This window comes from Xanthomonas cannabis, from assembly GCF_040616535.1.
Classification (GTDB): Bacteria; Pseudomonadota; Gammaproteobacteria; order Xanthomonadales; family Xanthomonadaceae; genus Xanthomonas; species Xanthomonas cannabis.
Window position 1 is genome coordinate 1669909 of sequence record NZ_CP136580.1, and the last position, 21619, is coordinate 1691527.

Sequence of the window (21619 nt, forward strand, 5' to 3'; positions counted from 1 at the left end):
TGCCACGATCAGACCGTCATCAATTCCTGTTCCTTGCCCTTGACGACCTCATCCACGTCCTTGATGGCCTTGTCGGTCAGTTTCTGGATGTCCTCTTCGGCGCTGCGGGCCTCGTCTTCGGTGACGGCCTTGTCCTTGAGCAGATCCTTGACCTGCTGGTTGGCATCGCGGCGGATATTGCGGATCGCCACCTTGCTGTCTTCGCCTTCGCCATGCACCGACTTGCTGAGTTCCTTGCGGCGCTCCTCGGTCAGCGGCGGCAGGTTCAGGCGGATCACGGTGCCCACCACGGTCGGGGTCAGGCCCAGATCCGAGGCATAGATGGCTTTTTCCACGTCCTTGATCATGCCCTTGTCGAACAGGCTGATGACCAGCGAGCGGCCTTCGGAGACGCTGATGCTGGCGACCTGATTCAGGGGCGTGTCGATGCCGTAGGCCTTGACCTTGATACCGTCCAGCAGCGCCGGCGAGGCACGGCCGGTGCGGATGGTGGTGAGGGAATGGCGCAGAGCATCGATGCTCTTGGTCATGCGCGTCTGCGCGTCTTGTTTGATCTGGGTGAGCATCGCCGGAATCCGTGTGGAGCTGAATCCGGGGATTATAGCCGGGACTGGGGTTTCACGACTCGCAGGCCGTCAGGACCCGTGCAGCCGGTTCACTTGCCGCCCTGTTCCAGCCGGGCGTGCGGGGTGAAGATCGCTGCGCAGCGCTCGGCCATGCGCTCTTGCGATTCCCCAATCCCGATTCCCGATTCCCGACCTCAGCTACGGCCCTGCACCAGCGTGCCGATCTGCTCGCCGCGCAGGATGCGCAGCAGCACACCGGGCTCGCTCATGCCAAAGATGCGCAGCGGCAGGTCGCTGTCGCGTGCCAGTGCGAAGGCCGCGGTGTCCATCACTTCCAGGCCCTGCAGGATGACTTCGTCGTAGGTCAGGCTGTCGTAGCGCACCGCATCGGTGTGCTTCTTCGGGTCCTTGTCGTAGACGCCGTCGACCTTGGTTGCCTTGAGCAGCAGGTCGGCGCCGATCTCGATCGCGCGCAGCGCCGCGCCGGAGTCGGTGGTGAAAAACGGGTTGCCGGTGCCGGCAGCGAAGATCGCGATGCGTCCCTTTTCCAGGTGACGCATGGCGCGGCGGCGGATGAAGTCTTCGCAGACATCGTTGATCTTGATCGCGCTCATCACGCGCACCTTGGCGCCGAGCTTCTCCAGCGCATCCTGCATCGCCAGCGCATTGATCACCGTGGCCAGCATGCCCATGTGATCGCCGGTGACGCGGTCCATGCCGCTGGCGGCCAGACCGGCGCCGCGGAAGATGTTGCCGCCGCCGATGACCAGCGCGACCTGCGCACCGGCCTGCTGGGCTTCGATCACTTCATGGGCCAGGCGATTGATGACCTTGGGGTCGATGCCGTAGTCCCCGTCTCCCATCAGCGCCTCCCCGGAAAGTTTGAGAAGGATGCGGCGATAGGAAAGTTCGGACATGGGGGAGGCCTCGGGGGTAGGGGACGGCAAACGCCGGCAATTCTAGCGGAAGCCTGTCCCCGGGCGTGGTAAAAATTCCTTTGTCGGTGGCGACGTGACGCGTTGCTCAGTGTGCGCGCGGGTTGGGCGGCGTCGGTACATCGGTCGCATCGTAGGCGGTGACACGGTTGCGGCCGCGATGCTTGGAGCGATACAGCGTGCTGTCGGCGGCCTGCAGCAGGTGCTCGATGCTTTCGAACTGACGCTCGATACCGCCGTGCGTGGCCAGGCCTGCAGAGAAGGTGATATGCAACGGGCCGCCCTGCAATTGCGCCATCGGCGTGCGCGCAGTCTCGGCAAGAATGCGCTCGATCACCATCAGCGCCGCGTCGGCCGGTGTGTTGGGCAGGATCACGAGGAATTCTTCGCCACCGTAGCGCGCCACCAGATCGCTGGTGCGCACCATGCGTTGCAGTGTCTGCGCAAAATTGCGCAACACCTCATCGCCAACCAGATGGCCATGCGCATCGTTGACGCGCTTGAAGTCGTCCAGGTCGATGAAGGCGATCGACAGCGGCCAGCTCTGCCGCGAGGCCAGTTCGAACTCATGCGTCAGCGCGGTGCCGAGCTGATGGCGGTTGAACACGCCGGTCAATGCATCGCGGCTGGCCTGTTCGGCCAGATGGCGCATGCGGTTTTCCGATTCGTCGGCATGCCGGCGCGCTTCGGCCACGTCCTGCAATTCGCGCAGGCTGCGCAGCATCGCCAGTTCGCGCGCCTGCTCGAAGATCATCTGGATGTGCTCGGGTTGCGGCACGCGGATGTCGAACAGCGCTTCCAGCTCGGGCAGCGATTCGGCGATGCGTTCGATCACTTTCTCGAAGCGCTCGGCATCCAGTTCCAGGATGTCCTGGGCCTGGCGCTGCGCGCGTTCGGTGGCGGTGACGGCGCTTGCGGAGAGCCAGATGTCGGCCAGCCGCCCGGACAGCGCGACGCAGGCCATGAATGGCTCCAGGCTCGCCGGTTCGTCCTCGCTCTGCGCGATCGCATTCTGCAGATAGGGCGGCAATTGCCATTGATGCGCGAGCCAGGCGCCCACCTCGGCATGGGTGGCACCCAGGTGTTCGCGCTCGGCATCCAGTAGCGATGCATTGTCCGGCGCCTGGTCCAGTAGTGGCCCGTACAGCTCGGGCGCGCCTTGCAGCAGCGCCAGCTTGCCGATGTCCTGCAGCAGGCCGGCCAGCATCAATTCTTCGGGCTTGCGGATGCCATAGGCCTGGCCCAGGATGCGGCTGGCCAGCGCGCACAATCCGGCGCGACGCCAGATGTGCTCATGCAGGGGATGGGCGGTGAAGGTGTTGCGCACGCCGTGCACCATCGAAAAGCCCAACGCCAGACTCAAGGTGGCATTGAGTCCGAGCATGGTCAGCGCCTGGCCCAGGTTGTCGACGCGGCGGCGGCTGGCGTAGAGCGGCGAGTTGGCCACGCGCAGCATGCGTGCACTCAAGGCCATGTCCATGCCGATGACATTCGCCGTGGTGGTCATGTCCACGTCCGGGTCCTGCGCCAGTTCGATCACGCGCAGCGCGACGCCAGGCGGCGATGGCAGGTTGCGGCAGTAGTGCAGGGCGGCCTGAAGATCTGGTTGCATGAGTCATCGCCGACGGTGATCGCAAGCATACAGCTGCGTTCGTTGAGTAGGGCACGCCATGCCCCGCCATCACCGCGCTGCATGCGCGATGGGTGTCGAGAGCCTGGTCGGTATCTGGATTTAGCGGCACCCCGCAACCGATCTGTAGCGTCGAGCACGGTTCGCCGCGTGCCGGATGTGTTTGCTTCAGGTTCGGGCGCTGGGCCTGTCGTGCGGCAAGGACGGGCACAAAACGGGCACAAAAAAAGCCGCGGCATGCCGCGGCTCCTTCTGCAGTGTGGCGAAGATCAGGCCAGGCCGGCCTGCTTCATCACTTCGGCGGCGTAGTCTTCCACCACCTTCTCGATGCCCTCGCCAACGGCCAGGCGCTGGAAGCCGATCACGTCCGCACCGGCGGCCTTGACGGCCTGCTCGACGGTCTGATCGGTGTTCAGCACGTACGGCTGGCCGTACAGCGTGACTTCGTTGACGATCTTGCTGATCTTGCCGCTGATGATCTTTTCCAGGATCTCGGCCGGCTTGGACTTGTCCTTTTCGGACATCTTGGCCAGTTCGATTTCCTTTTCCTTGGCGACGAATTCGGCCGGAACGTCGGACGCCTTGACGTGCGGCGGGTTCATCGCAGCGATGTGCATAGCGATGCCGCGTGCCAGCTCGATGTCGCCACCCTTCAGCTCGACCAGCACGCCGATGCGGCCGCCGTGCACGTAGGCCGCGACGTTGTTGGCGCTGTCGATGCGGACCAGGCGACGCACCTGCAGGTTCTCGCCGACCTTGGCGATGACTGCGGCGCGACGCTCTTCGATGGTCTCGCCGCTGTCGAGCTTGACGCTCTTGAGCGCCTCGGCATCGGCAGCGTCCGAGTTCAGTGCGGCATTGGCCACGACCTCGGTGAAGGCCAGGAAGTTCTCGTCCTTGGCGACGAAGTCGGTCTCGGAGTTGACTTCGACCAGCACGGCCTTGCCGCCGGCCTGTGCGGTGGCGATGCGGCCTTCGGCGGCAACGCGGTCGGCCTTCTTGTCAGCCTTGGCCAGACCCGACTTGCGCAGCCATTCGGCAGCGGCGTCGATGTCGCCAGCGTTTTCGACGAGTGCCTTCTTGCACTCCATCATGCCGGCGCCGGTGCGCTCGCGCAGTTCCTTGACCAGGGAAGCAGTGATTTCCACGGGATTACCTCATTGGACGAATGCGTGCGGCGGAAAGGATTCCGCCAGTAGGAGACGGTGCAGCGTGCTGGCCGCCCCCGTTGTGTCTTCAGTGGCCCGTACGACGGGTCGCGATGGACCCGCCGGGGCTGCGGCCGCACAGCATGGTGCGGCCGCATTGCATGCCGGTTACTCGGCAGCGGCGGCGTCAGCCTTCTTGTCGCCCTTCTTGGCCGGAGCGCGACGGCCCTTGCCTTCGTCGCCGGCATCGGCCGAGAACTCTTCTTCGCGGACCGAAGCCGAGTTCGGCGCAGCAGCCTTGCCTTCCAGCACGGCATCGGCGGCGGCGCGTGCGTACAGCTGCACGGCGCGGATGGCGTCGTCGTTACCCGGGATGGCGTAGTCGACCAGGGCCGGATCGTAGTTGGTGTCGACCACGGCGATCACCGGGATGCCGAGCTTCTTGGCTTCCTTGATGGCGATGTCTTCATGGCCGATGTCGATCACGAAGATCGCGTCGGGCAGGCGGTTCATTTCCTTGATGCCGCCCAGCGAGGCGTCCAGCTTTTCGCGCTCGCGACGCAGGCCCAGCACTTCGTGCTTGACCAGCTTTTCGAACGTGCCATCGGTCTCGGCCGCTTCCAGTTCCTTCAGGCGGGCAACCGACTGCTTGACGGTGCGGAAGTTGGTCAGCGTGCCGCCCAGCCAGCGCTGGGTCATGAACGGCATGTTGCAACGCTCGGCTTCTTCCTTGATGGACTCGCGCGCGCTGCGCTTGGTGCCCAGGAACAGCACGGTGCCACGCTTCTGCGCGATCGAGGAGAGGAAGTTCATCGCGTCGTTGAAGAGCGGAACGGTCTTCTCGAGGTTGATGATGTGGATCTTGCCGCGCGCGCCGAAGATGTAAGGCGCCATCTTGGGGTTCCAGTAGCGGGTCTGGTGGCCGAAATGGACGCCGGCTTCCAGCATCTGGCGCATGGTGACTTGGGGCATTGAAGTAACTCCGTAAGAGCGGAATCGCCGTGCGCGGCCTTGACTTTTAGAGTCCGCGCATGGGTATGCGGACTGTTGCGAGGGACTCGCATCAAACGCACAAGATTCCGGGGTTGGGCTTCCCTGTTGCCTCCGCGACGAACCCCTTGTGAGGGCACCCCGGCGCGGATGGCGGCAGCAGGTGTGGATTCGTCGGTGACGTCCGACGTGAACGACGCAATGCGTGAGAGACGCAAAACAGCCGGCGGAGTATAGCCGGCTGGGTGGCGTGGTGCAATTGGTATGGTTCTGAGGCAGCTGACAGTGATCGCTGGGGGATTCGGGAGTCGGGATTAGAGATTGGTTTAGAGCGGATTGCGAATGAAATGAACGGTCGTGCCGCACATGCCGAAGGACGGCGAGGCCAGTGACGCTTTTGCGAATCCCCAATCCCGAATTTCCAATCCCAGCCCTCAGGGCTCCAGCGTCAGCGTGCTCTCGATATCGCTGTTGACGCGTGCCACGAAGCGGCCGGTACCGGGGAGCAGGCTGGCCGGCAGCGCCCATTGCCGGGTCTGGCCTGGCAGCACATAGCCGGCCAGGTCGTCACGAATGCTGCGGCGGGTGCCGCCGGCATCGATGAAGGCCAGGTCGGCTAGGCGTGCGTGACTGAGCCCGGCATTGTGCACGCGCAGCGTCCTCTCGCCGCCCTGGCCGGTCAGCGAGACCTGCAGGCGCGGATGCCCGCTTCCCGGTTCGCTGGGCAGCGCGAATACCGGGGTGGAGTACCGCAGCAGCTCGGTCTCCTGGCCGGTGGCGTGCTGGGTCACCACCAGGCGGTAGCTGTCTTCTGTGGTCGCGGGGCTGGGGCCGAGGCGGATCACCCGCAACAACTGCCGGCCTTGCGGCGGGATATCGAACTGGCTGGGGCTGACGGTGGCGCCCAGGGCCGGTTCCAGCACCTCGCGATCGCCTTGCTGGCGCCATCGGTAGAGCCTGGCATCGGCGCGCCACGGGTGGGCGTCCTGGTTGTAAAGCCAGACGGCGGTCTGATCGGTGTCGGCCGGGATGTGCGCGGTGGTCGGTGCGATGGCGATTTCGGCGCCGACGGCGCTGCCGCTGGTTGTCAGGACAGCCAGGCTCAGCACCAGCCAGACCCGACGGAAGCAGGACGTGGCCATGGTCAAAACGCAATGGTGGTGATGCGCGCCGCGCCGCTGGGCGCAGGCCCGGCGAGGGCACTGGCGTCCTGGCCGGTGCTGGCAAGCGGCGGCCTCCCGGCGCTCGGCGCTGGTTGGGCGATCGCGACCGGGGTGCCGCGCGAGCAGCTGGCGCGGGGCGGTGTGGTGCGCAGCTCGCAACCGCTGAGCACGCGCAGGCCGATGTGCAGGGTGGAGTTTTCAGGGCCGCGGTTGCCTGCCGCGCTCGCGATGGAGGCGCTGCAAGCGAGGGCAAGCAAAAGCACGCACTTCGGCAAGGTGACCGTCATCATGAAGGCAATCGTTTGCAGCGGAGACGTAACAGATAGCGACGTGCCCCAAACGAACTTTATTAACTGTCAATAAGTGATCGAGACTGTCACCGTGTCGTTGTAGGCACCTGAGATAGGCAGCTGCGGAGCCGGGGCGCGTCCGTAGACGGTGACGGTCTGTGCCACCCCGTTGCCGGTGCCGGCCAGGGTGTCGACCCCGATGGTGGTGCCCCAGCGGCTGCTGCGGCCGGGGTCCTTGTAGAGCTCGTAAGTGATGTAGTTGGCGCTGCTGGCGTGGCGCATGCGGCGGGTGCTGCCACTGGCGTTGACGCCGACATCCAGGCCGATGTTCCAGGCGGTGCGGTTGGTGCAGGCCAGGCTGATGGTGGAGCTGCGGTCGATGGCGGTGGCGATGCTGCCGGCGATGCTGCCGAAATCCAGGTCGGTGGTGACATAGGTATTGCAGCGCGCCGGGACGCTGGCCGACGCGGTGAAGGGGAATGCATTGCTGGCGGTCTTGGCGCCGCTGCCGCCGGTGGTGCAATTGGCCGGAACCGGCGGGACGCCAATGATGCTTTCGTTGTAGGCGTAGCGCAGCACGGTATCGGCACCGCCAAAGTTGCTGGTGTGATTGCCGGTCGACAGGATCTGGTTGGCGGGAATGCGCCCGTACAGCGTGATGCTGGTCGTCTGCGAGCCGCCGGTGATCACCGGAACGCCGTACGACAGCGTCAACAGGCCCGGCGACGGGCTTGCCGACCCGGTGGCTCCCCAGACCTGGGTGCGTGCGGCGTCCTTGTAGATCTGGAAGTCCAGGCTGTCGCCGGTGGCGTTGAGCATGCGGCGCGGGGCATACAGCCCATTGCTCGCGCTACCCGGGCCAAGATCCAGGCACAGGCTCACCTGCGCATACCCCAGAACGCTGAGCGCGGCGGTCGCACACGTGACGTTGAGCGTGGCGACCGCATCGGTCGTGCCATTGGCCGCGACATTGCCGAAGGCCATGGGCGTTCCCAGCGTGACCGTGCAGGTGGTGTCGGCGCGCGCGTGCTGGCTCGGTGCCAGCCACAGGCTGCAGAGCGCCAATGCAAGCAGGAGTGGCCAGCGCATCGTTGGTGTCATGGCGCGGGCTCTGTCTTACAGCGCAGCGGGCCGACCCGCGGAATGCCGCCGGCCTCGGCCGGGTACGCGAACTGCGCCACGCAACGGCCCTGCGGCAGATCGACCAGGATGCGGTTGTCGGCCTGCAGATTGTCCAAATAGGTTTCGCCGTCGTAGCCGACCACCACGCGTTCGGCGTTCCCCTCGCGCTGCGCCACGCTGCCCACCGGCAATGCAGCGCCATTGGCATCGTGCAGGACGATCACCGCAGCGCGCACGCGGGTGATGCCGAAGCGCACGGCCACACCGGACTGCTGGCGCGGGGTCACCGTGGTGTCGACGCGGTCCACGCGCAGCTCCGCGGGCAGGTTCAAGGTGTCGATCGACAACTGATTGCGCTGCCACGACTGCAGGGGCGTCACCAGCAAGGTGCCGCGTGCATCGGTGACACCGATCAGGCGGTTTTCCAGCCGGACCGGAATGCCGGCCTGGCCGTCGGTGGAGACCACCGCAAACGCATCCTGGACGTCGCGCGCCGCAAAGCTCCGTCCATCCATCCACACCAGGCTGCCGCTGGCGCTGGCATAGCCGAAGGTGCCGCCATCCTGGCTGGCCGCACCGAAGTTGTAGCGGCCGACCCGGTTCAGCCAGCCCAGTTCGGCCAGCCCGCCACTGGCATCGTCGCCGGCGCGTGCCTGCAGCCGCCAGCCAATGCCGCCCTGGTCGCCGTCGCCGGGCAGCGGCTGGCTGACATCGGCGACAAAGCCGGTGCGGTTGCCATTGCGCTGCATCGAGGCACTGGCCTGGCGCAACTGGCCGAAGGTGGTCGACAGTGACAGATACAGGCTGCGATCGCTGCGCTCGTCCAGATTCTGGTTGCCGGACAGGTTGGCGGCCCAGTTGCGCCCGAAGCTGCGCGACCAGAACACGCTGGCGTAGCGCGAGGTGTCGCCTTGCGGGTAGCTCAGGCGCACGTAGCTGGTGCCCAGCGAACCGATCGGGTCGACATTGATGCCGAACGCGGCGCGGTCGCTGACGCGCGCCGGCAGGCTGCCCTGCAGCGCCCCCAGGTCGCGGTAGTCGCCGTGGGTACGCTGGGTGCCCAGGTTGACGTTGAAGCGCCGGTTGTTCCAGGCGTAGCCCAGCACGTACTGTCCGCCGCGCAGGTCATGCATCCGGCTGTGGGCGTAGGCAGCGTTGACCACCCCGCCTGCACCCAGCAACCACACTCCGCCCGCGCCGGCATTGATCACGCCGCCGCCGGCTTCGGCATGCGCCTCGACGGTGAAATCGTCGCGCACTCCCTTGCGCAACGTGGCGCTGGCGATCGGCTGCGAGGCATAGGAAAACGAGCGCACCCCGTAGTCGCGACGCAGGTGGCCGATGCCGGCCGACCATTCGGAAATGCCGCGCGCCAGCAGTTGCGGCGTGCCGTAAAACGCGAAATTCAGCTGGCGCACGCGACCGAAGGCGTCGGTCACCACGATCTGCGCCTGGCCGGTGCCGCTGATGCCCGGTTGCGCGGCCAGCTGGAACGGACCGGCCGGCACCTGGCCGCTGTATTGACGCAGGCCATCGACGTAGAGCTCCACCGTGGAAGGCACCGCTGCTTCGCCCAGAAAACTGGGCGTCGGCGTCAGCACGCGATACGGCTGCAGCGCGTAATTGCGGCCGATCTGCACGCCCCCCAGCCGCAGCGAGCGGCTCCAGTCGACGAAGCCGCTGTAGAAGTCGCCCACCGTCAGGCTGGTGGCGCTATCGGGGAAATCCATCTGCCAGGCGCTGTCCAGACGCACCGCTTCACTGCGCCAGCGCTCGTCCTGCGGGCGGTCGTAGGCCAGAAACACCGCCGTGGTGTCGAACATGCCGCGGCCGATGCCGAAGCCACGCAGTTCGGTCGCCAGCGACACGTTGCTGGCACCGGTGGTGCGCGTGGCATACAGGTCGTAGTTGAGCAGGGCGCCGGGCGATGCAGTGGCGCTGGGCGGGGCGGCTTCTTCGGGCTTGAGCACGGTGGTGGACAGCGCCAGCTGTGCCACCGGCACCTGCAGCGCGAGCCGCTGCAGGGCGGCGTCGTAGCGCACTTCCACGTCGGGCAGGCGATCCAGATCGACCGACTGACCCGGCGCGCGGTCGGCCAGGATGAAGCCGAGCTTGCGCAATGTGTCCACCGAGGCCCGCAGATGGCCGTCGACCAGCTCGAACGGCGTCAGGCCGCGCTCGGCCTGATTCAGGGTGACCTCCAGATACAGCGTCTGCGGCTGCCCGGTGGCGGGTTGTGCGGTCTGGTCGGGCAAGGCGTCGATCTCGGCGAGGTCGCCGGCCGTCGCATCTGCCCACCCGGTGGCGGCCGCCAGCAGCGTCATCGCCAGCCGGGCCACATCACGGCGCTGTCGGCGCGGCCAACAGGGTACGTTCGTCAGCCTCACCATTGATCCTTGCGATGATGGCGCCGCGGGCGAACTGGGCCAGCGGTGCGCCCAGCGACCAGCGCATGGTCTGCCCCGGCAGCACATAGCCGACCAGCCCGTTCAAGGCGGTCTTGGTGGCGCCGTCGACCCGGTGCTGCAGATCGGCGATCTGTGCATGCCCGCTGCCGGTATTGCTGATCTGGATCTGCGCAGTGCCGTCGCTGCCGGCCACCACCTGCGCGCTCAGGGTCGGGGTGGGCGCGGCCTTGCCGGGCGGCAGCACGAAGATTGGTACCGAGTAGCGCAGCACGAACTGCATGCCCTTGCGGTCGGCATCGGCGCTGGGCAGTTCGTCGACGATGATGCGGTAGCAGGCTTCCTGGCTGCCGGGTGCGGGCCCGGCACGGATCACCCGGATCAACTGGCGCTCGCCGGCGGCCAGGGTGCGCATCGGCGGGCTGATCAGCAGCTCCTGGGTCGGGGCGAGCTGGTCCTGGCCCTCGCGCTGGGTCCAGCGGTAGGCGCGGGTCTGCACCTGTACCGGCGCGCCGCCACTATTGCTCAGCCACAGCCCATCGGCGCTCTGTTCGGCGCTCAGGGTCAGCGAGGTCGGGGCCAGCTGCAGGCTGGCCGCCTGCGCGGCGGGCAGCATCCAGGCACTGCCCAGCAACAGGCTCAGGGCCAGTCCGGTCAGGACCAGCCGTGCGCGCACAGGAAACCGCAGGGCTGACAAGGGCATGCGTGGTCTCAATAGACGATCGTGGCGGTGATCGTGTCCAGGTAACTACCGGTGGCGGCATTGGCGACCGACGGATTGGTCACGCGGCCGTAGACCGGATAGACCTGGTTGAGGCCGGTGGCGGTCCGGCTCAGGGTGTTGGTGCCGGTGGTGCTGCCCCACACCGAGCTGCGCGCCAGGTCCTGGTAGAGCTGGTAGGAAATGAAGTTGTTGGTGGTCACCAGCGGGTCGGCGTTCTTCATCCGGCGGGTGGTCACGTCATTGGCGGTGCCGGCGTTGCTGCCTGCGCTCAGCGCGATGTTGTAGGGGGTCAGTGCGGTGCACTGGGCGGTCACGCTGCCGTTGGCGTCGACATTGGCGGTCGAGGTGGACAGCACCGAGCCGAAGTCGACGTCCGTGGCAGAGGCGGCAGTGATCGTGCAGGCCTTGGTCACGGCGATCTTGACGTTGAAAGTGGTGGTGTCTGCAGCAGTCGCCATACCGATGGTCGAGAGCAGGCCGAAGGACAGCAGGACAGGGCGGACAGTACGCATGGACATTTCCTTGACCGGTCGGGTCAGCAGTGACGCGACAACATGTCGCCCTCCCTGCAATGCATCAGCTGTGCCAAACATAACGGCGATTGCGCCGGCTATCCAGCTGTTTTCGAAGGCCGATCTGACGAATGTGCGATGTCCTGCGGATGACTCCGTTCACGCCAACTTTGACGCGTTCGGGACTGCGTCACACATGAATGGGCGGGCGGCGGCGGTTTTCTGTTGCCCTGTCCGTTTGTGCGACGGCAATGCGTCTTGAAAAAAGCCGGGCATGGGTCGTTCAGATTCAGCCCGGATCGGCGATAATCCGGGCCATGAGCGTCAATCTGAAAACCAAAGAAGAAATCGAACTGATGCGTATCGCCGGCCGACTGGCCGCCGAGGTGCTCGATATCGTGGGCCCGCACGTCAAGCCAGGCGTCACCACGGCCGAGCTGGACCGCATCTGCCATGACCATATCGTCAATGTGCAGGGAACCATTCCTGCCAATGTCGGCTATCGCGGCTTCCCGAAGAGCGTGTGTACCTCGGTCAACAACGTGATCTGTCACGGCATCCCGAGCGCGGCCAAGGTCCTGAAGGATGGCGACATCGTCAATATCGATGTCACCGTCATCAAGGACGGCTGGCATGGCGACACCAGCCGCATGTACTACGTGGGCACTCCCTCGGTGATGGCCAAGCGCCTGGTGGACACCACTTACGAAGCCATGTGGCGCGGCATCCGCGCGGTCAAGCCGGGTGCGACGCTGGGCGATGTGGGCCATGCGATCCAGAAGTTCGCCGAGGCCGAGCGCTTCAGCGTGGTGCGCGACTATTGCGGCCATGGCATCGGCAAGGTCTATCACGACGAACCGCAGGTGATGCATTACGGCCGTCCGGGCGAAGGACTGGTGCTCAAGCCGGGCATGACCTTCACCATCGAGCCGATGATCAACGAAGGCACCTACCACCATAAGACCTTGCCCGATGGCTGGACCGTGGTCACCAAGGACCGCAAGCTGTCCGCGCAGTGGGAGCACATGGTGGCGGTGACCGAGGACGGCGTGGATGTGCTGACGCTGTCGGCCAACTCTCCCGCGCCGGTATGACGGCCACGCCGGCGGATCGACCCGACCCGGGCGTCGCCGGCGACGCGGACTGGGCCGCGCAGGCCCGTCCGCTGCTGGTGCACGCCGACATGCGGCTGTGCAAACGCTTCGATCAGGGCGAGCCGATCGAGCGGCTGGTGGCGCTGCGCGCACGCGCCGTCGATCAACTGATGCGCAATGCCTGGACGCGCTGCATTCCAGCCGACAGTGGCCTGTCGCTGCACGCGGTCGGCGGCTACGGGCGCGGTGAGTTGTTCCCGCGCTCGGACGTGGATGTACTGGTGCTGGGCGACACCGCTGCGCAGCAAGACCACGAGCAGGCGCTGGCGCGACTGTTCGCGCTGTTGTGGGATGTGGGCCTGCCGATCAGTCATGCGGTGCGCTCGCCTGCGCAGTGCACGGCTGCAGCGGTCGATCAGACCGTGCTCACCGCGCTGATCGAATCGCGCGCACTGGTGGCCGATGGCGCGGCGCGCGCGGCGCTGGCAGCGGCCATCGCGCCGCAACAGGTGTGGTCGCCACGCGATTTCTTCCAGGCCAAGCGCGAGGAGCTGCTGGCACGGCACGAGCGCTTCGGCGATACCGCCGACAACCTCGAACCCGACATCAAGGATGGCCCGGGTGGTCTACGCGACCTGCAGACCCTGGGCTGGATGGCGTTGCGCGCGTTCGGAGTGAAGGATCTGGACGCGCTGGTCGGGCTGGGGCATGTGGGCCTGGACGAAGCGGCGGCGCTGCGGCGCGAGCGCGAGGAACTGGCGCGGCTGCGCTTTGGCCTGCATATCGTCTCCAACCGGCCCGAGGAACGCCTGCGTTTCGATTACCAGAAGACCCTGGCGCACCGGCTGGGATTTGCCGACGACCCGGAAAGCCTGGGCGTCGAAAAGATGATGCAGCGCTTCTACCGCAGCGCGGCGCTGATCCGCCGCATCAGCGACCGGCTGCTGCAGCGTTTCGAAGAGCAGTTCGATGGCGAAGCGGTGCCGGAGCCGATCGGCGACGGGTTCAGCCTGCGCCGTGGCTATCTTGCCGCCGATGCGCAGACCTGGCCGGACGGCGACGTGCTGCAGATCTTTGCGCTGTTTGCGCAATGGGCGGCGCATCGCGAGGTGCGCGGGCTGCATTCGTTGACCGCGCGTGCGCTGGCCGAGGTCCTGCACGAGCTGCCGGCCTACGAGGTGGCCGATGCGACGGCACGCGAGCGTTTCATGGCGCTGCTGCGCGGCCCGCGTGCGGTGGAAACGCTCAATCGCATGGCGCGGCTGGGCGTGCTCGGGCAGTGGCTTCCGGCGTTTGCCAGCGTCTCCGGGCGCATGCAGTTCGACCTGTTCCATGTCTACACGGTGGATCAGCACACCTTGATGGTGCTGCGGAACATCGCGCTGTTTGCGGCCGGCCGTGCCGATGAGCGTTTTTCGATCACCCACGAAGTCTGGCCGCGCCTGCGCAAGCCCGAGCTGCTGCTGCTGGCCGGCCTGTTCCATGACATTGCCAAGGGTCGTGGCGGCGATCATTCTGAACTGGGCGCGGTCGACGCACGTGCGTTCTGCCTGGCGCATCGCCTGAGCGAAGGCGATACCGAGCTGGTGACCTGGCTGGTGGAGCAGCACCTGCGCATGTCGGTCACTGCGCAAAAGCAGGACATCTCCGACCCGGAGGTGATCCATCGCTTCGCCACGCTGGTGGGGACGCGTGAGCGGCTGGATTATCTGTACCTGTTGACCTGCGCCGACATCGCCGGCACCAGCCCCAAGCTGTGGAATGCGTGGAAGGACCGGCTGCTGGCAGACCTGTACTTTGCGGCGCGCCGCGCCTTGCGCGAAGGCCTGGAGCATCCGCCGCCGCGCGAGGAGCGTCTGCGCGAAGCGCGCGACTCCGCGCGCGCGCTGATGCAGGCGCAAGGGCACGACGATGCCACCATCGACCGCCAGTTTGCCGGCATGCCGGACGAAAACTTCCTGCGCTTCCGCCCCGAGCAACTGGCCTGGCAGGCCGCATCGCTGATTGAAGTGGAGATCGGCCAGACCCTGGTCAAGGCGCGCCGTGCGGTGCCGGACAACGACGCGCTGGAAGTGTTCGTGTACTCGCCCGACCGCGATGGCCTGTTTGCGGCGATCGTGGCCACGCTGGACCGCAAGGGCTATGGCATCCACCGCGCCCGCGTGCTGGACGCACCGCACGATGCGATCTTCGACGTGTTCGAAGTGCTGCCGCAGGAGAGTTTTGCCGACGGCGACCCGCAGCGGCTTGCTGCGGTGCTGCGCCAGGTGCTTGCCGGCGATCTGCAGAAAGTGCGCCCATCGCGGCGCGCAGTGCCGCGCCAGTTGCGGCATTTCCGTTTTGCCCCGCGCGTGGAATTCAGCGAAAGCGCCGGCGGCCGGCGCACCCGCATCAGTCTGGTCGCCCCCGATCGCCCCGGCCTGCTGGCCGATGTCGCGCATGTCCTGCGCATCCAGCACCTGCGCGTGCACGACGCGCGTATCGCCACGTTTGGCGAGCGTGCCGAAGATCAGTTCCAGATCACCGACGAGCACGATCGCCCGTTGTCCGAATCCGCCCGGCAGGCGCTGCGCGATGCGCTGTGCGCCTGTCTCGATCCCGCCTAGTCCGTCCGGAGACCCCCATGGCCACCCCCAAGAAGACCACGCGCAAGCCCGGCGCCGCCACCACCGCCAGCAAGCGTGCAGCCACGCCTGCCGGCAAACCCGCCAAGGCCGCTGCGGCGGCCAGCGCCAAGCCGCCGGCAAGCGCCGCCGCCAGGCGCGATGCCAAGACGGCCGTTGCCAGGAAAGCGCCGGCAAAGAAAGTTGCCAGTGCTGCGCGTGTGGCCAAGCAGGCCACCCGCGTGGTCTCGGCACCGGCCGCCAGGGCCGCAGCAGCCAAGAAGTTGCCGATCGCCGAGCAGGCCGTACAGCACGCAACAGCGCATGTGAGCAAGGACGAATTGAAGCTCGGTATTGAAAGCGCCTTCGAGCGCCGCGCCAGCCTGACGGTGGACGAGATCGAGGGCTCCACGCGTGCGATCGTCACGCGTGTGATCAACGGACTGGAAAGCGGCGAATTCCGCGTTGCCGAGCCGGACGGGCAGGGCGGCTGGACGGTCAACGAGTGGTTGAAGAAAGCCGTGCTGCTGTATTTCCGCGTCAACGAGATGGCGGTGATCGATGCGCAGCCGGCGCCGTTCTGGGACAAGGTGGAATCACGTTTCGCCGATTTCCACGAAGCCGACTTCCGCAAGGCCGGCGTGCGCGTGGTGCCGGGTGCGGTGGCGCGCCGCGGAAGCTATTTCGGCAAGGACGTGGTGCTGATGCCGAGCTTCACCAACATCGGCGCCTACGTGGGCGAAGGCACCATGGTCGATACCTGGGCCACGGTGGGGTCGTGCGCGCAGATCGGCGCGCACTGCCATCTGTCCGGCGGCGCCGGCATCGGCGGCGTGCTCGAACCGCTGCAGGCCAGCCCCACCATCATCGAAGATCACTGCTTCATCGGTGCGCGCTCGGAAGTGGTGGAAGGCGTGGTCATCGGCCATCACAGCGTGATCGGCATGGGCGTGTTCATCAGCCAGAGCACGCGCATCTACAATCGTGCCACCGGCGAGATTTCCTACGGCTACGTGCCGCCGTACAGCGTGGTGGTGTCCGGCCAGCTGCCGTCCAAGGACGGCTCGCACTCGTTGTACTGCGCGGTGATCGTCAAGCAGGTGGATGCGAAAACGCGCAGCAAGACCAGCGTGAATGAATTGCTGCGCGGGCTGGCGGATTGATCCATCGTGCATCGGGACGAGGCCTGCGAGTTGCTCGCGCGCTGGACGCGTGCTTCCCTTCTCCCACCGGGAGAAGGTGGCGCGAAGCGCCGGATGAGGGTAGGAGCGAAGCCTGACGCGCGTTCTGTACGAGACTTCGCCCGCACCCTCACCCCAACCCCTCTCCCGGTGGGAGAGGGAGTTTGCAAGCTGCTCGCGCTATGGGAGGGGAGGTGTGCTTCCCTTCTCCCACCGGGAGAAGGTGGCGCGAAGCGCCGGATGAGGGTAGGAGCGAAGCCTGATGCGCGTTCTGTACAAGGCTTCGCCCGTACCTCACCCCAACCCCTCTCCCGCAAGGAGAGGGGCGTTATAGGCCGATTTTCCGGGATACAGATGACGACGCTCTACGGATTGAAGAACTGCGACACCTGCAAGAAGGCCACCAAGTGGCTGGACCGCTTCAATGTCGCCTATACGTTTGTGGACTACCGGGATAACACGCCGTCGCCGGAGACGCTGCTGGAATGGGCAGGCAAGGCGGGTGGATTCGAGGCCTTGATCAACAAGTCCTCCACCACCTGGCGGCAGTTGCCCGACAACAAGAAGACGCCCGGTTCGGATGCGGAGTGGAAGCTGCTGCTGCGCGAATACCCGCAGCTAATCCGTCGCCCGCTGGTGATGACCGACGACGGCGAGTTGAGTCAGGGCTTCTCCGATAACGGCTTCAAGAAGCGGTTCGGCATCGGCTGAGCGACTGCGGTTCCGACGGCGATGCCGGAGCGTGCTGCCGCTGGTGTCGTTGCTGCCATTGGTTCGCCGATCGCCAGTTCGTCCATCCGCTCGGCAAGCCGGTCGAGGTGGCGTTGGCATGGCTTCCGGCAGCAAGGTAGTCCGACCCCGCGACTGCGACCGCGATCGAACCACACCGATCGATGCAAATCCGCTCCATTCCATCAACGCCGCTGATGCGGCTCCACTGCGGTGACGTTTCATGAGCGATGTGCTGGACCTGACCTGTGACCTCATTGCACGTGCCTCCGTAACGCCGGTGGATGCCGGATGTCAGGCACTGATCGCGCGGCGCCTGGGCGCGGCCGGATTCGCCTGCGAGCACCTGCGCCTGGGCGAGGTCGACAACCTGTGGGCCACGCATGGCAGCGGCGCGCCGGTGCTGGTCCTGCTCGGCCATACCGATGTGGTGCCGCCGGGCCCGCGCGAGGCATGGACCAGTGATCCGTTCGCGCCGCAGATCCGTGACGGCGTGCTGTACGGCCGTGGCGCGGCGGACATGAAAGGCAGCGTCGCGGCATTTGCAATCGCCGCAGAGCAGTTCGTTGCCGCTCATCCCGGGCATCCCGGCACGCTGGCAGTGTTGCTGACGTCCGATGAAGAGGGCGATGCCATCGACGGCGTGCGCCATGTCGCACGGCTGTTCGCCGAGCGCGGCCAGCAGATCGATTGGTGCATCACCGGCGAACCGTCGTCCACTGAGCGATTGGGCGATCTGCTGCGCGTGGGACGGCGCGGCAGTTTGTCCGGCATGTTGAGCGTGCGCGGTATTCAGGGGCATGTGGCGTATCCGCACAAAGCGCGCAACCCGATCCACCAGGCCGCACCTGCGCTGGCCGAACTAGTGGCGCGGCAGTGGGACGAGGGCTTTGAAAGCTTCCCGCCGACCAGCCTGCAACTCTCCAACATCCACGCCGGCACCGGTGCCAACAACGTGATCCCCGGCGAGCTGCAAGTGGCCTTCAACCTGCGCTACACACCGCACTGGGATGCGCCGCGGCTGGAAGCGGAGATCACTGCATTGCTGGACCGGCATGCGCTGGATTACACGCTGCAGTGGCATCGCAGCGGCGAACCGTTCTACACCCCGGAAGGCCGCCTGCGCAGCGTTGCGCGCGCGGTGCTGGGCGAGTTCGCCGGTGCGCCGCCAGAAGAGAGCACCGGCGGCGGCACCTCCGACGCGCGCTTCATCGCGCCGCTGGGCGCGCAGTGCATCGAAGTGGGGCCGGTGAACGCGTCCATCCATCAGGTGGACGAGCACGTTCGCGTTGCCGACCTGGAAGCCTTGCCTGCGTTGTATCGCACGCTGATCGAGCGCTTGTTGAGCGCATGAGGTGTCGGCGTCGGACCGTCGTTGCCGCTGAAACAGTTGCGCCAGCGAAAACGAACGGTTAGCGTCGACGCCATGGTCATCCACCTCGCCAACGTCAATAACGCCAACCGCAACACGCTGCGCGCGAATAATCGTGCGCGGCCGATGCGGGTCTGCGACTAGGCGAAGTTCACCCAAACGCCCAGGAATCAGAAAACCCGCATCGGCCGATGCGGGTTTTTTTTATGGGTGTCATTTTGTGCAGCACGCGTGTCCACCGGCCACCAATCCCGCAGTTCATCAGGAGTTTTCCATGTGTTCCATCTTCGGTATTTTCGGGCTGCAACCCGGTGACGATCTGCAGGCGCTACGCCGGCAGGCTCTGGAATGTTCGCAGCGTCAGCGCCATCGTGGCCCTGACTGGAGCGGCGTGTATGTCGATGGCGGTGCGATCCTGGTGCACGAGCGCCTGGCCATCGTCGACCCGGCCGGCGGCGCACAGCCGTTGCTTTCCGAAGATGGGCAACTGGTGTTGGCGGTGAATGGCGAAATCTACAACCATCGCGAAATCAAGCAGGAACTGCAGCAGGCCTACGCGTTCCAGACCGGCTCCGATTGCGAAGTGATCAATGCGCTGTATCGCGAAGATGCGCCGGCGTCCTATCTCAATCGCCTCAACGGCATCTTTGCCTTTGCGTTGTGGGACAAGGCCGCCGGCCGCGTGATCATTGCGCGTGATCCGATCGGAGTGGTGCCGCTGTACTGGGGCCACGACCGCGAGGGTCGCCTGCGGGTGGCGTCGGAACTGAAGTCGCTGGTGGACGACTGCGCCGACGCCGCGCAATTTCCGCCGGGGCACTGGTACGACAGCGCCACCGGCGAACTGAGCCGTTACTACGAGCGTGCCTGGCGCGAATACGCTGAAGTGGAAGGCGTGCAGGTGCAGCTGCAGGAATTGCGCGAAGCCTTCGAGCGTGCCGTGCACCGCCAGCTGATGACCGATGTGCCGTACGGCGTGCTGCTGTCCGGCGGCCTGGACTCGTCATTGGTCGCAGCCGTGGCTGCGCGTTATGCACGCCACCGCATCGAAGAAAACGACACCACCGAAGCATGGTGGCCGCGGCTGCATTCGTTTGCGATCGGCTTGAAGGGGTCGCCCGATCTTGCCGCCGCAGAAGTCGCGGCGGCGGCGCTGGGCACCGTGCACCACGGCTTCGAATACACCTTCGAAGAGGGGCTGGATGCGTTGCCGGAAGTGATTCGCCATATCGAGACCTACGACGTCACCACCATCCGGGCATCGACGCCGATGTTCCTGCTGGCGCGGCGGATCAAGGCGATGGGCGTCAAGATGGTGCTGTCGGGCGAAGGCAGCGACGAAATCTTCGGTGGCTACCTGTATTTCCACAAGGCACCCAATGCGCGCGAGTTCCACGAAGAACTGGTGCGCAAGCTCGATGCACTGAACAACTACGATTGCCTGCGTGCCAACAAGTCGATGATGGCCTGGGGCGTGGAGCCGCGGGTGCCGTTCCTGGACCGCGAGTTCCTGGATGTGGCCATGCGCATGGACGCCAGCTTCAAGATGATCGACAAGACCAGCACGGGCGCCACGCGCATGGAAAAGGGCGTGTTGCGCGAGGCCTTTGCCGGCTATCTGCCCGAATCGATCCTGTGGCGGCAGAAGGAGCAATTCAGCGACGGCGTCGGCTACGGCTGGATCGACGGGCTCAAGGAGCACGCCGCCTCGCACGTCAGCGACCGCGAACTGGCTGCGGCCGGCAAGCGCTTCCCGGTCAATCCGCCGCAGACCAAGGAAGCGTATTTCTATCGCAGTGTGTTCGAGCAGTTCTTCCCGAGCCAGGCGGCGGCGGAGACGGTGCCCGGCGGCAAGTCGATTGCCTGCTCGTCGCCCACCGCGATTGCCTGGGATGCGAGTTTTGCCGCGATGGCCGACCCATCCGGCCGGGCGATCGCAGGCGTGCACGCACAGGCGCTGGCCTCCTGAGGCAGTGGGCTTGCAGCGGCCGGCACGCGCCAACGCGCGGCCGGCCGCCTTGTCTTATTGCTCGTGGCGCACGCAATAACCGTAGCGTTGCGGCTCGATATCCACGCCGGCCACATCGGCCTGGTTGTTACGCCACAGGTTGGGCTTGAAGTCGGCCGCCGTGCAATTGGCCGCGCGGTCCACGCCGATGGTGTAGGTGAACGGCGTATTGGAGAAGCGATTGTTCTCGAACACGTTGTCCTGGCTCATGCTGTTGTCCCAGCACAGGATTTCCGGCGTGCGATAGCGGATGGCGCAGGCGAGGAATACGCCGGCGACCTTGTTGCCGTCGAACTGGTTGTTGCTGAAGCGATTGCGCCGCGCATCGGACAGGTAGATGCCCTGGCTGCCATTGCGCTCGAAGCGGTTGTTGCGGATCTCGCTGTCTTCCAGATGCTCGGTGGTCAGGCCTGCAGCCACATTGTCGTGGATGTAGTTGTTGACCATGGTCACCTTGGCGGTGCGGTTGAACGACACGCCATCCCAGATGGCGCCGGAGACATCGTTGTTTTCGATGGTGATCTCGCGGGTGTCGTACTCGCTCAGCAGGCAGGCACTGCGGCACTTGTTGACCTGCAGACCGGCGAGCCGGATGCCCTGGCCGGAGCGCACCACCACCGCGCTGTTGCTCAGGTACGGGCGCTCGGGCATGAACTCCTTGTCGCCGGTGCTGGCCACGATCTGCATGTCTTCGATGCTGACGTTGCGGATCACCCCGGTGGGCTGCTGGTTTTCGTAGTCGCCTACCACCAGCACAGGTTGTTGCACGCCGTCGGCCATGCGCAGCACCGTGCCCGGACCCTTGCCGCGCAGGGTCAGGTTGCCACGATGGATCGACACCAGGCCGTTGAGCGGAAATTCGCCTTTTTCCAGGCACAGCACGGCCGGCGTGTCGCCCAGCGGCAGTTTGTCGATGGCTTTTTGCAGATCCTGCCCCGGCTTCACCTTGGCGGTGCAACTGGCCACCGGCGCGGCAGGCGGGCCCGGAGTGGTTGGTGGCGCGGCCGAACAGGCGGCCGAGAACAGCAGGGGCAACAGGGCGGAAACGGAGCGGGCAAGCTGAGGCATGCGGATTCCGGTCAGTGAGGGGAGGAGGGCGATGTGCGGTAGCTCTCTACCGATCGCGACGGCCTCTAGTGTGTCCCAC

Annotated in this window: 19 protein-coding genes; 7 read left to right on the forward strand and 12 right to left on the reverse strand. The window is 65.9% G+C overall.

Annotation, left to right across the window (positions count from 1 at the left end; all coding sequences use genetic code 11):
- Window positions 1-8: 8 nt before the first annotated feature.
- The 11 genes from frr to RZV17_RS07205 all read right to left on the reverse strand — a co-directional run bounded on the left by frr (window position 9) and on the right by RZV17_RS07205 (window position 11512).
- A complete protein-coding gene (frr, locus tag RZV17_RS07155) occupies window positions 9-566 on the reverse strand; it encodes a ribosome recycling factor (protein ID WP_355608235.1) in 558 nt (185 codons plus the stop codon).
- 194 nt (window positions 567-760) lie between these two features.
- Window positions 761-1483, reverse strand: a complete 723-nt coding sequence (gene pyrH / locus RZV17_RS07160) for a UMP kinase (RefSeq protein WP_039412029.1) — start codon at window positions 1481-1483, stop codon at window positions 761-763.
- 106 nt (window positions 1484-1589) lie between these two features.
- Window positions 1590-3113 carry a GGDEF domain-containing protein gene (locus RZV17_RS07165; protein WP_039412032.1) on the reverse strand — a complete coding sequence of 508 codons (1524 nt, stop codon included), beginning with the start codon at window positions 3111-3113 and terminating at the stop codon, window positions 1590-1592.
- A 287-nt stretch (window positions 3114-3400) separates the two neighbouring features.
- Complete coding sequence (gene tsf, locus RZV17_RS07170) at window positions 3401-4279, reverse strand: translation elongation factor Ts (RefSeq protein ID WP_047693613.1); 879 nt, start codon at window positions 4277-4279, stop codon at window positions 3401-3403.
- Window positions 4280-4447: 168 nt separating this feature from the next.
- Complete coding sequence (gene rpsB, locus RZV17_RS07175) at window positions 4448-5251, reverse strand: 30S ribosomal protein S2 (RefSeq protein WP_047693612.1); 804 nt, start codon at window positions 5249-5251, stop codon at window positions 4448-4450.
- A gap of 452 nt (window positions 5252-5703) precedes the next feature.
- Entirely contained in the window at window positions 5704-6411 is a 708-nt protein-coding gene (locus tag RZV17_RS07180) for a fimbria/pilus periplasmic chaperone (RefSeq protein ID WP_355608238.1), read from the reverse strand.
- Window positions 6412-6413: 2 nt separating this feature from the next.
- A complete protein-coding gene (locus RZV17_RS07185) occupies window positions 6414-6722 on the reverse strand; it encodes a hypothetical protein (protein WP_260178809.1) in 309 nt (102 codons plus the stop codon).
- Window positions 6723-6788: 66 nt separating this feature from the next.
- Window positions 6789-7823, reverse strand: coding sequence for a spore coat U domain-containing protein (locus RZV17_RS07190; RefSeq protein ID WP_355608242.1), 1035 nt, complete (start codon window positions 7821-7823; stop codon window positions 6789-6791).
- Window positions 7820-10168: a fimbria/pilus outer membrane usher protein gene (locus RZV17_RS07195; RefSeq protein WP_355608245.1), complete on the reverse strand. Its 2349-nt coding sequence runs from the start codon at window positions 10166-10168 to the stop codon at window positions 7820-7822. The genes RZV17_RS07190 and RZV17_RS07195 overlap by 4 nt, the downstream gene beginning before the upstream one ends.
- A 16-nt stretch (window positions 10169-10184) precedes the next feature.
- A complete protein-coding gene (locus RZV17_RS07200) occupies window positions 10185-10952 on the reverse strand; it encodes a fimbria/pilus periplasmic chaperone (protein WP_355608248.1) in 768 nt (255 codons plus the stop codon).
- Between the two features lie 8 nt (window positions 10953-10960).
- A complete protein-coding gene (locus RZV17_RS07205; RefSeq protein ID WP_179455047.1) occupies window positions 10961-11512 on the reverse strand; it encodes a spore coat U domain-containing protein in 552 nt (183 codons plus the stop codon).
- A 290-nt stretch (window positions 11513-11802) separates the two neighbouring features.
- Between RZV17_RS07205 and map the strand changes: the two genes are divergently transcribed.
- The 7 genes from map (at window position 11803) to asnB (ending at window position 20433) form a co-directional block, all read left to right on the forward strand.
- A complete protein-coding gene (map, locus tag RZV17_RS07210) occupies window positions 11803-12579 on the forward strand; it encodes a type I methionyl aminopeptidase (protein ID WP_039410342.1) in 777 nt (258 codons plus the stop codon).
- Entirely contained in the window at window positions 12576-15185 is a 2610-nt protein-coding gene (locus RZV17_RS07215; protein WP_166750629.1) for a [protein-PII] uridylyltransferase, read from the forward strand. Before map ends, RZV17_RS07215 begins: the two co-directional genes overlap by 4 nt.
- A gap of 17 nt (window positions 15186-15202) precedes the next feature.
- A complete protein-coding gene (dapD, locus tag RZV17_RS07220; RefSeq protein WP_355608252.1) occupies window positions 15203-16345 on the forward strand; it encodes a 2,3,4,5-tetrahydropyridine-2,6-dicarboxylate N-succinyltransferase in 1143 nt (380 codons plus the stop codon).
- Window positions 16346-16717: 372 nt separating this feature from the next.
- On the forward strand, window positions 16718-17074 hold the full coding sequence (locus RZV17_RS07225) for an arsenate reductase (protein ID WP_104579993.1): 357 nt from the start codon (window positions 16718-16720) through the stop codon (window positions 17072-17074).
- Between the two features lie 241 nt (window positions 17075-17315).
- Window positions 17316-18446, forward strand: a complete 1131-nt coding sequence (dapE, locus tag RZV17_RS07230; protein ID WP_184369892.1) for a succinyl-diaminopimelate desuccinylase — start codon at window positions 17316-17318, stop codon at window positions 18444-18446.
- 21 nt (window positions 18447-18467) lie between these two features.
- Complete coding sequence (locus RZV17_RS07235) at window positions 18468-18608, forward strand: hypothetical protein (RefSeq protein ID WP_158255441.1); 141 nt, start codon at window positions 18468-18470, stop codon at window positions 18606-18608.
- Window positions 18609-18738: 130 nt separating this feature from the next.
- Window positions 18739-20433 carry an asparagine synthase B gene (gene asnB / locus RZV17_RS07240; protein WP_166743284.1) on the forward strand — a complete coding sequence of 565 codons (1695 nt, stop codon included), beginning with the start codon at window positions 18739-18741 and terminating at the stop codon, window positions 20431-20433.
- Window positions 20434-20487: 54 nt separating this feature from the next.
- Here asnB and hpaM read toward each other — a convergent pair whose 3' ends face one another.
- Entirely contained in the window at window positions 20488-21540 is a 1053-nt protein-coding gene (hpaM, locus tag RZV17_RS07245) for a type III secretion-associated outer membrane-bound protein HpaM (protein ID WP_039410325.1), read from the reverse strand.
- Window positions 21541-21619: the final 79 nt, after the last annotated feature.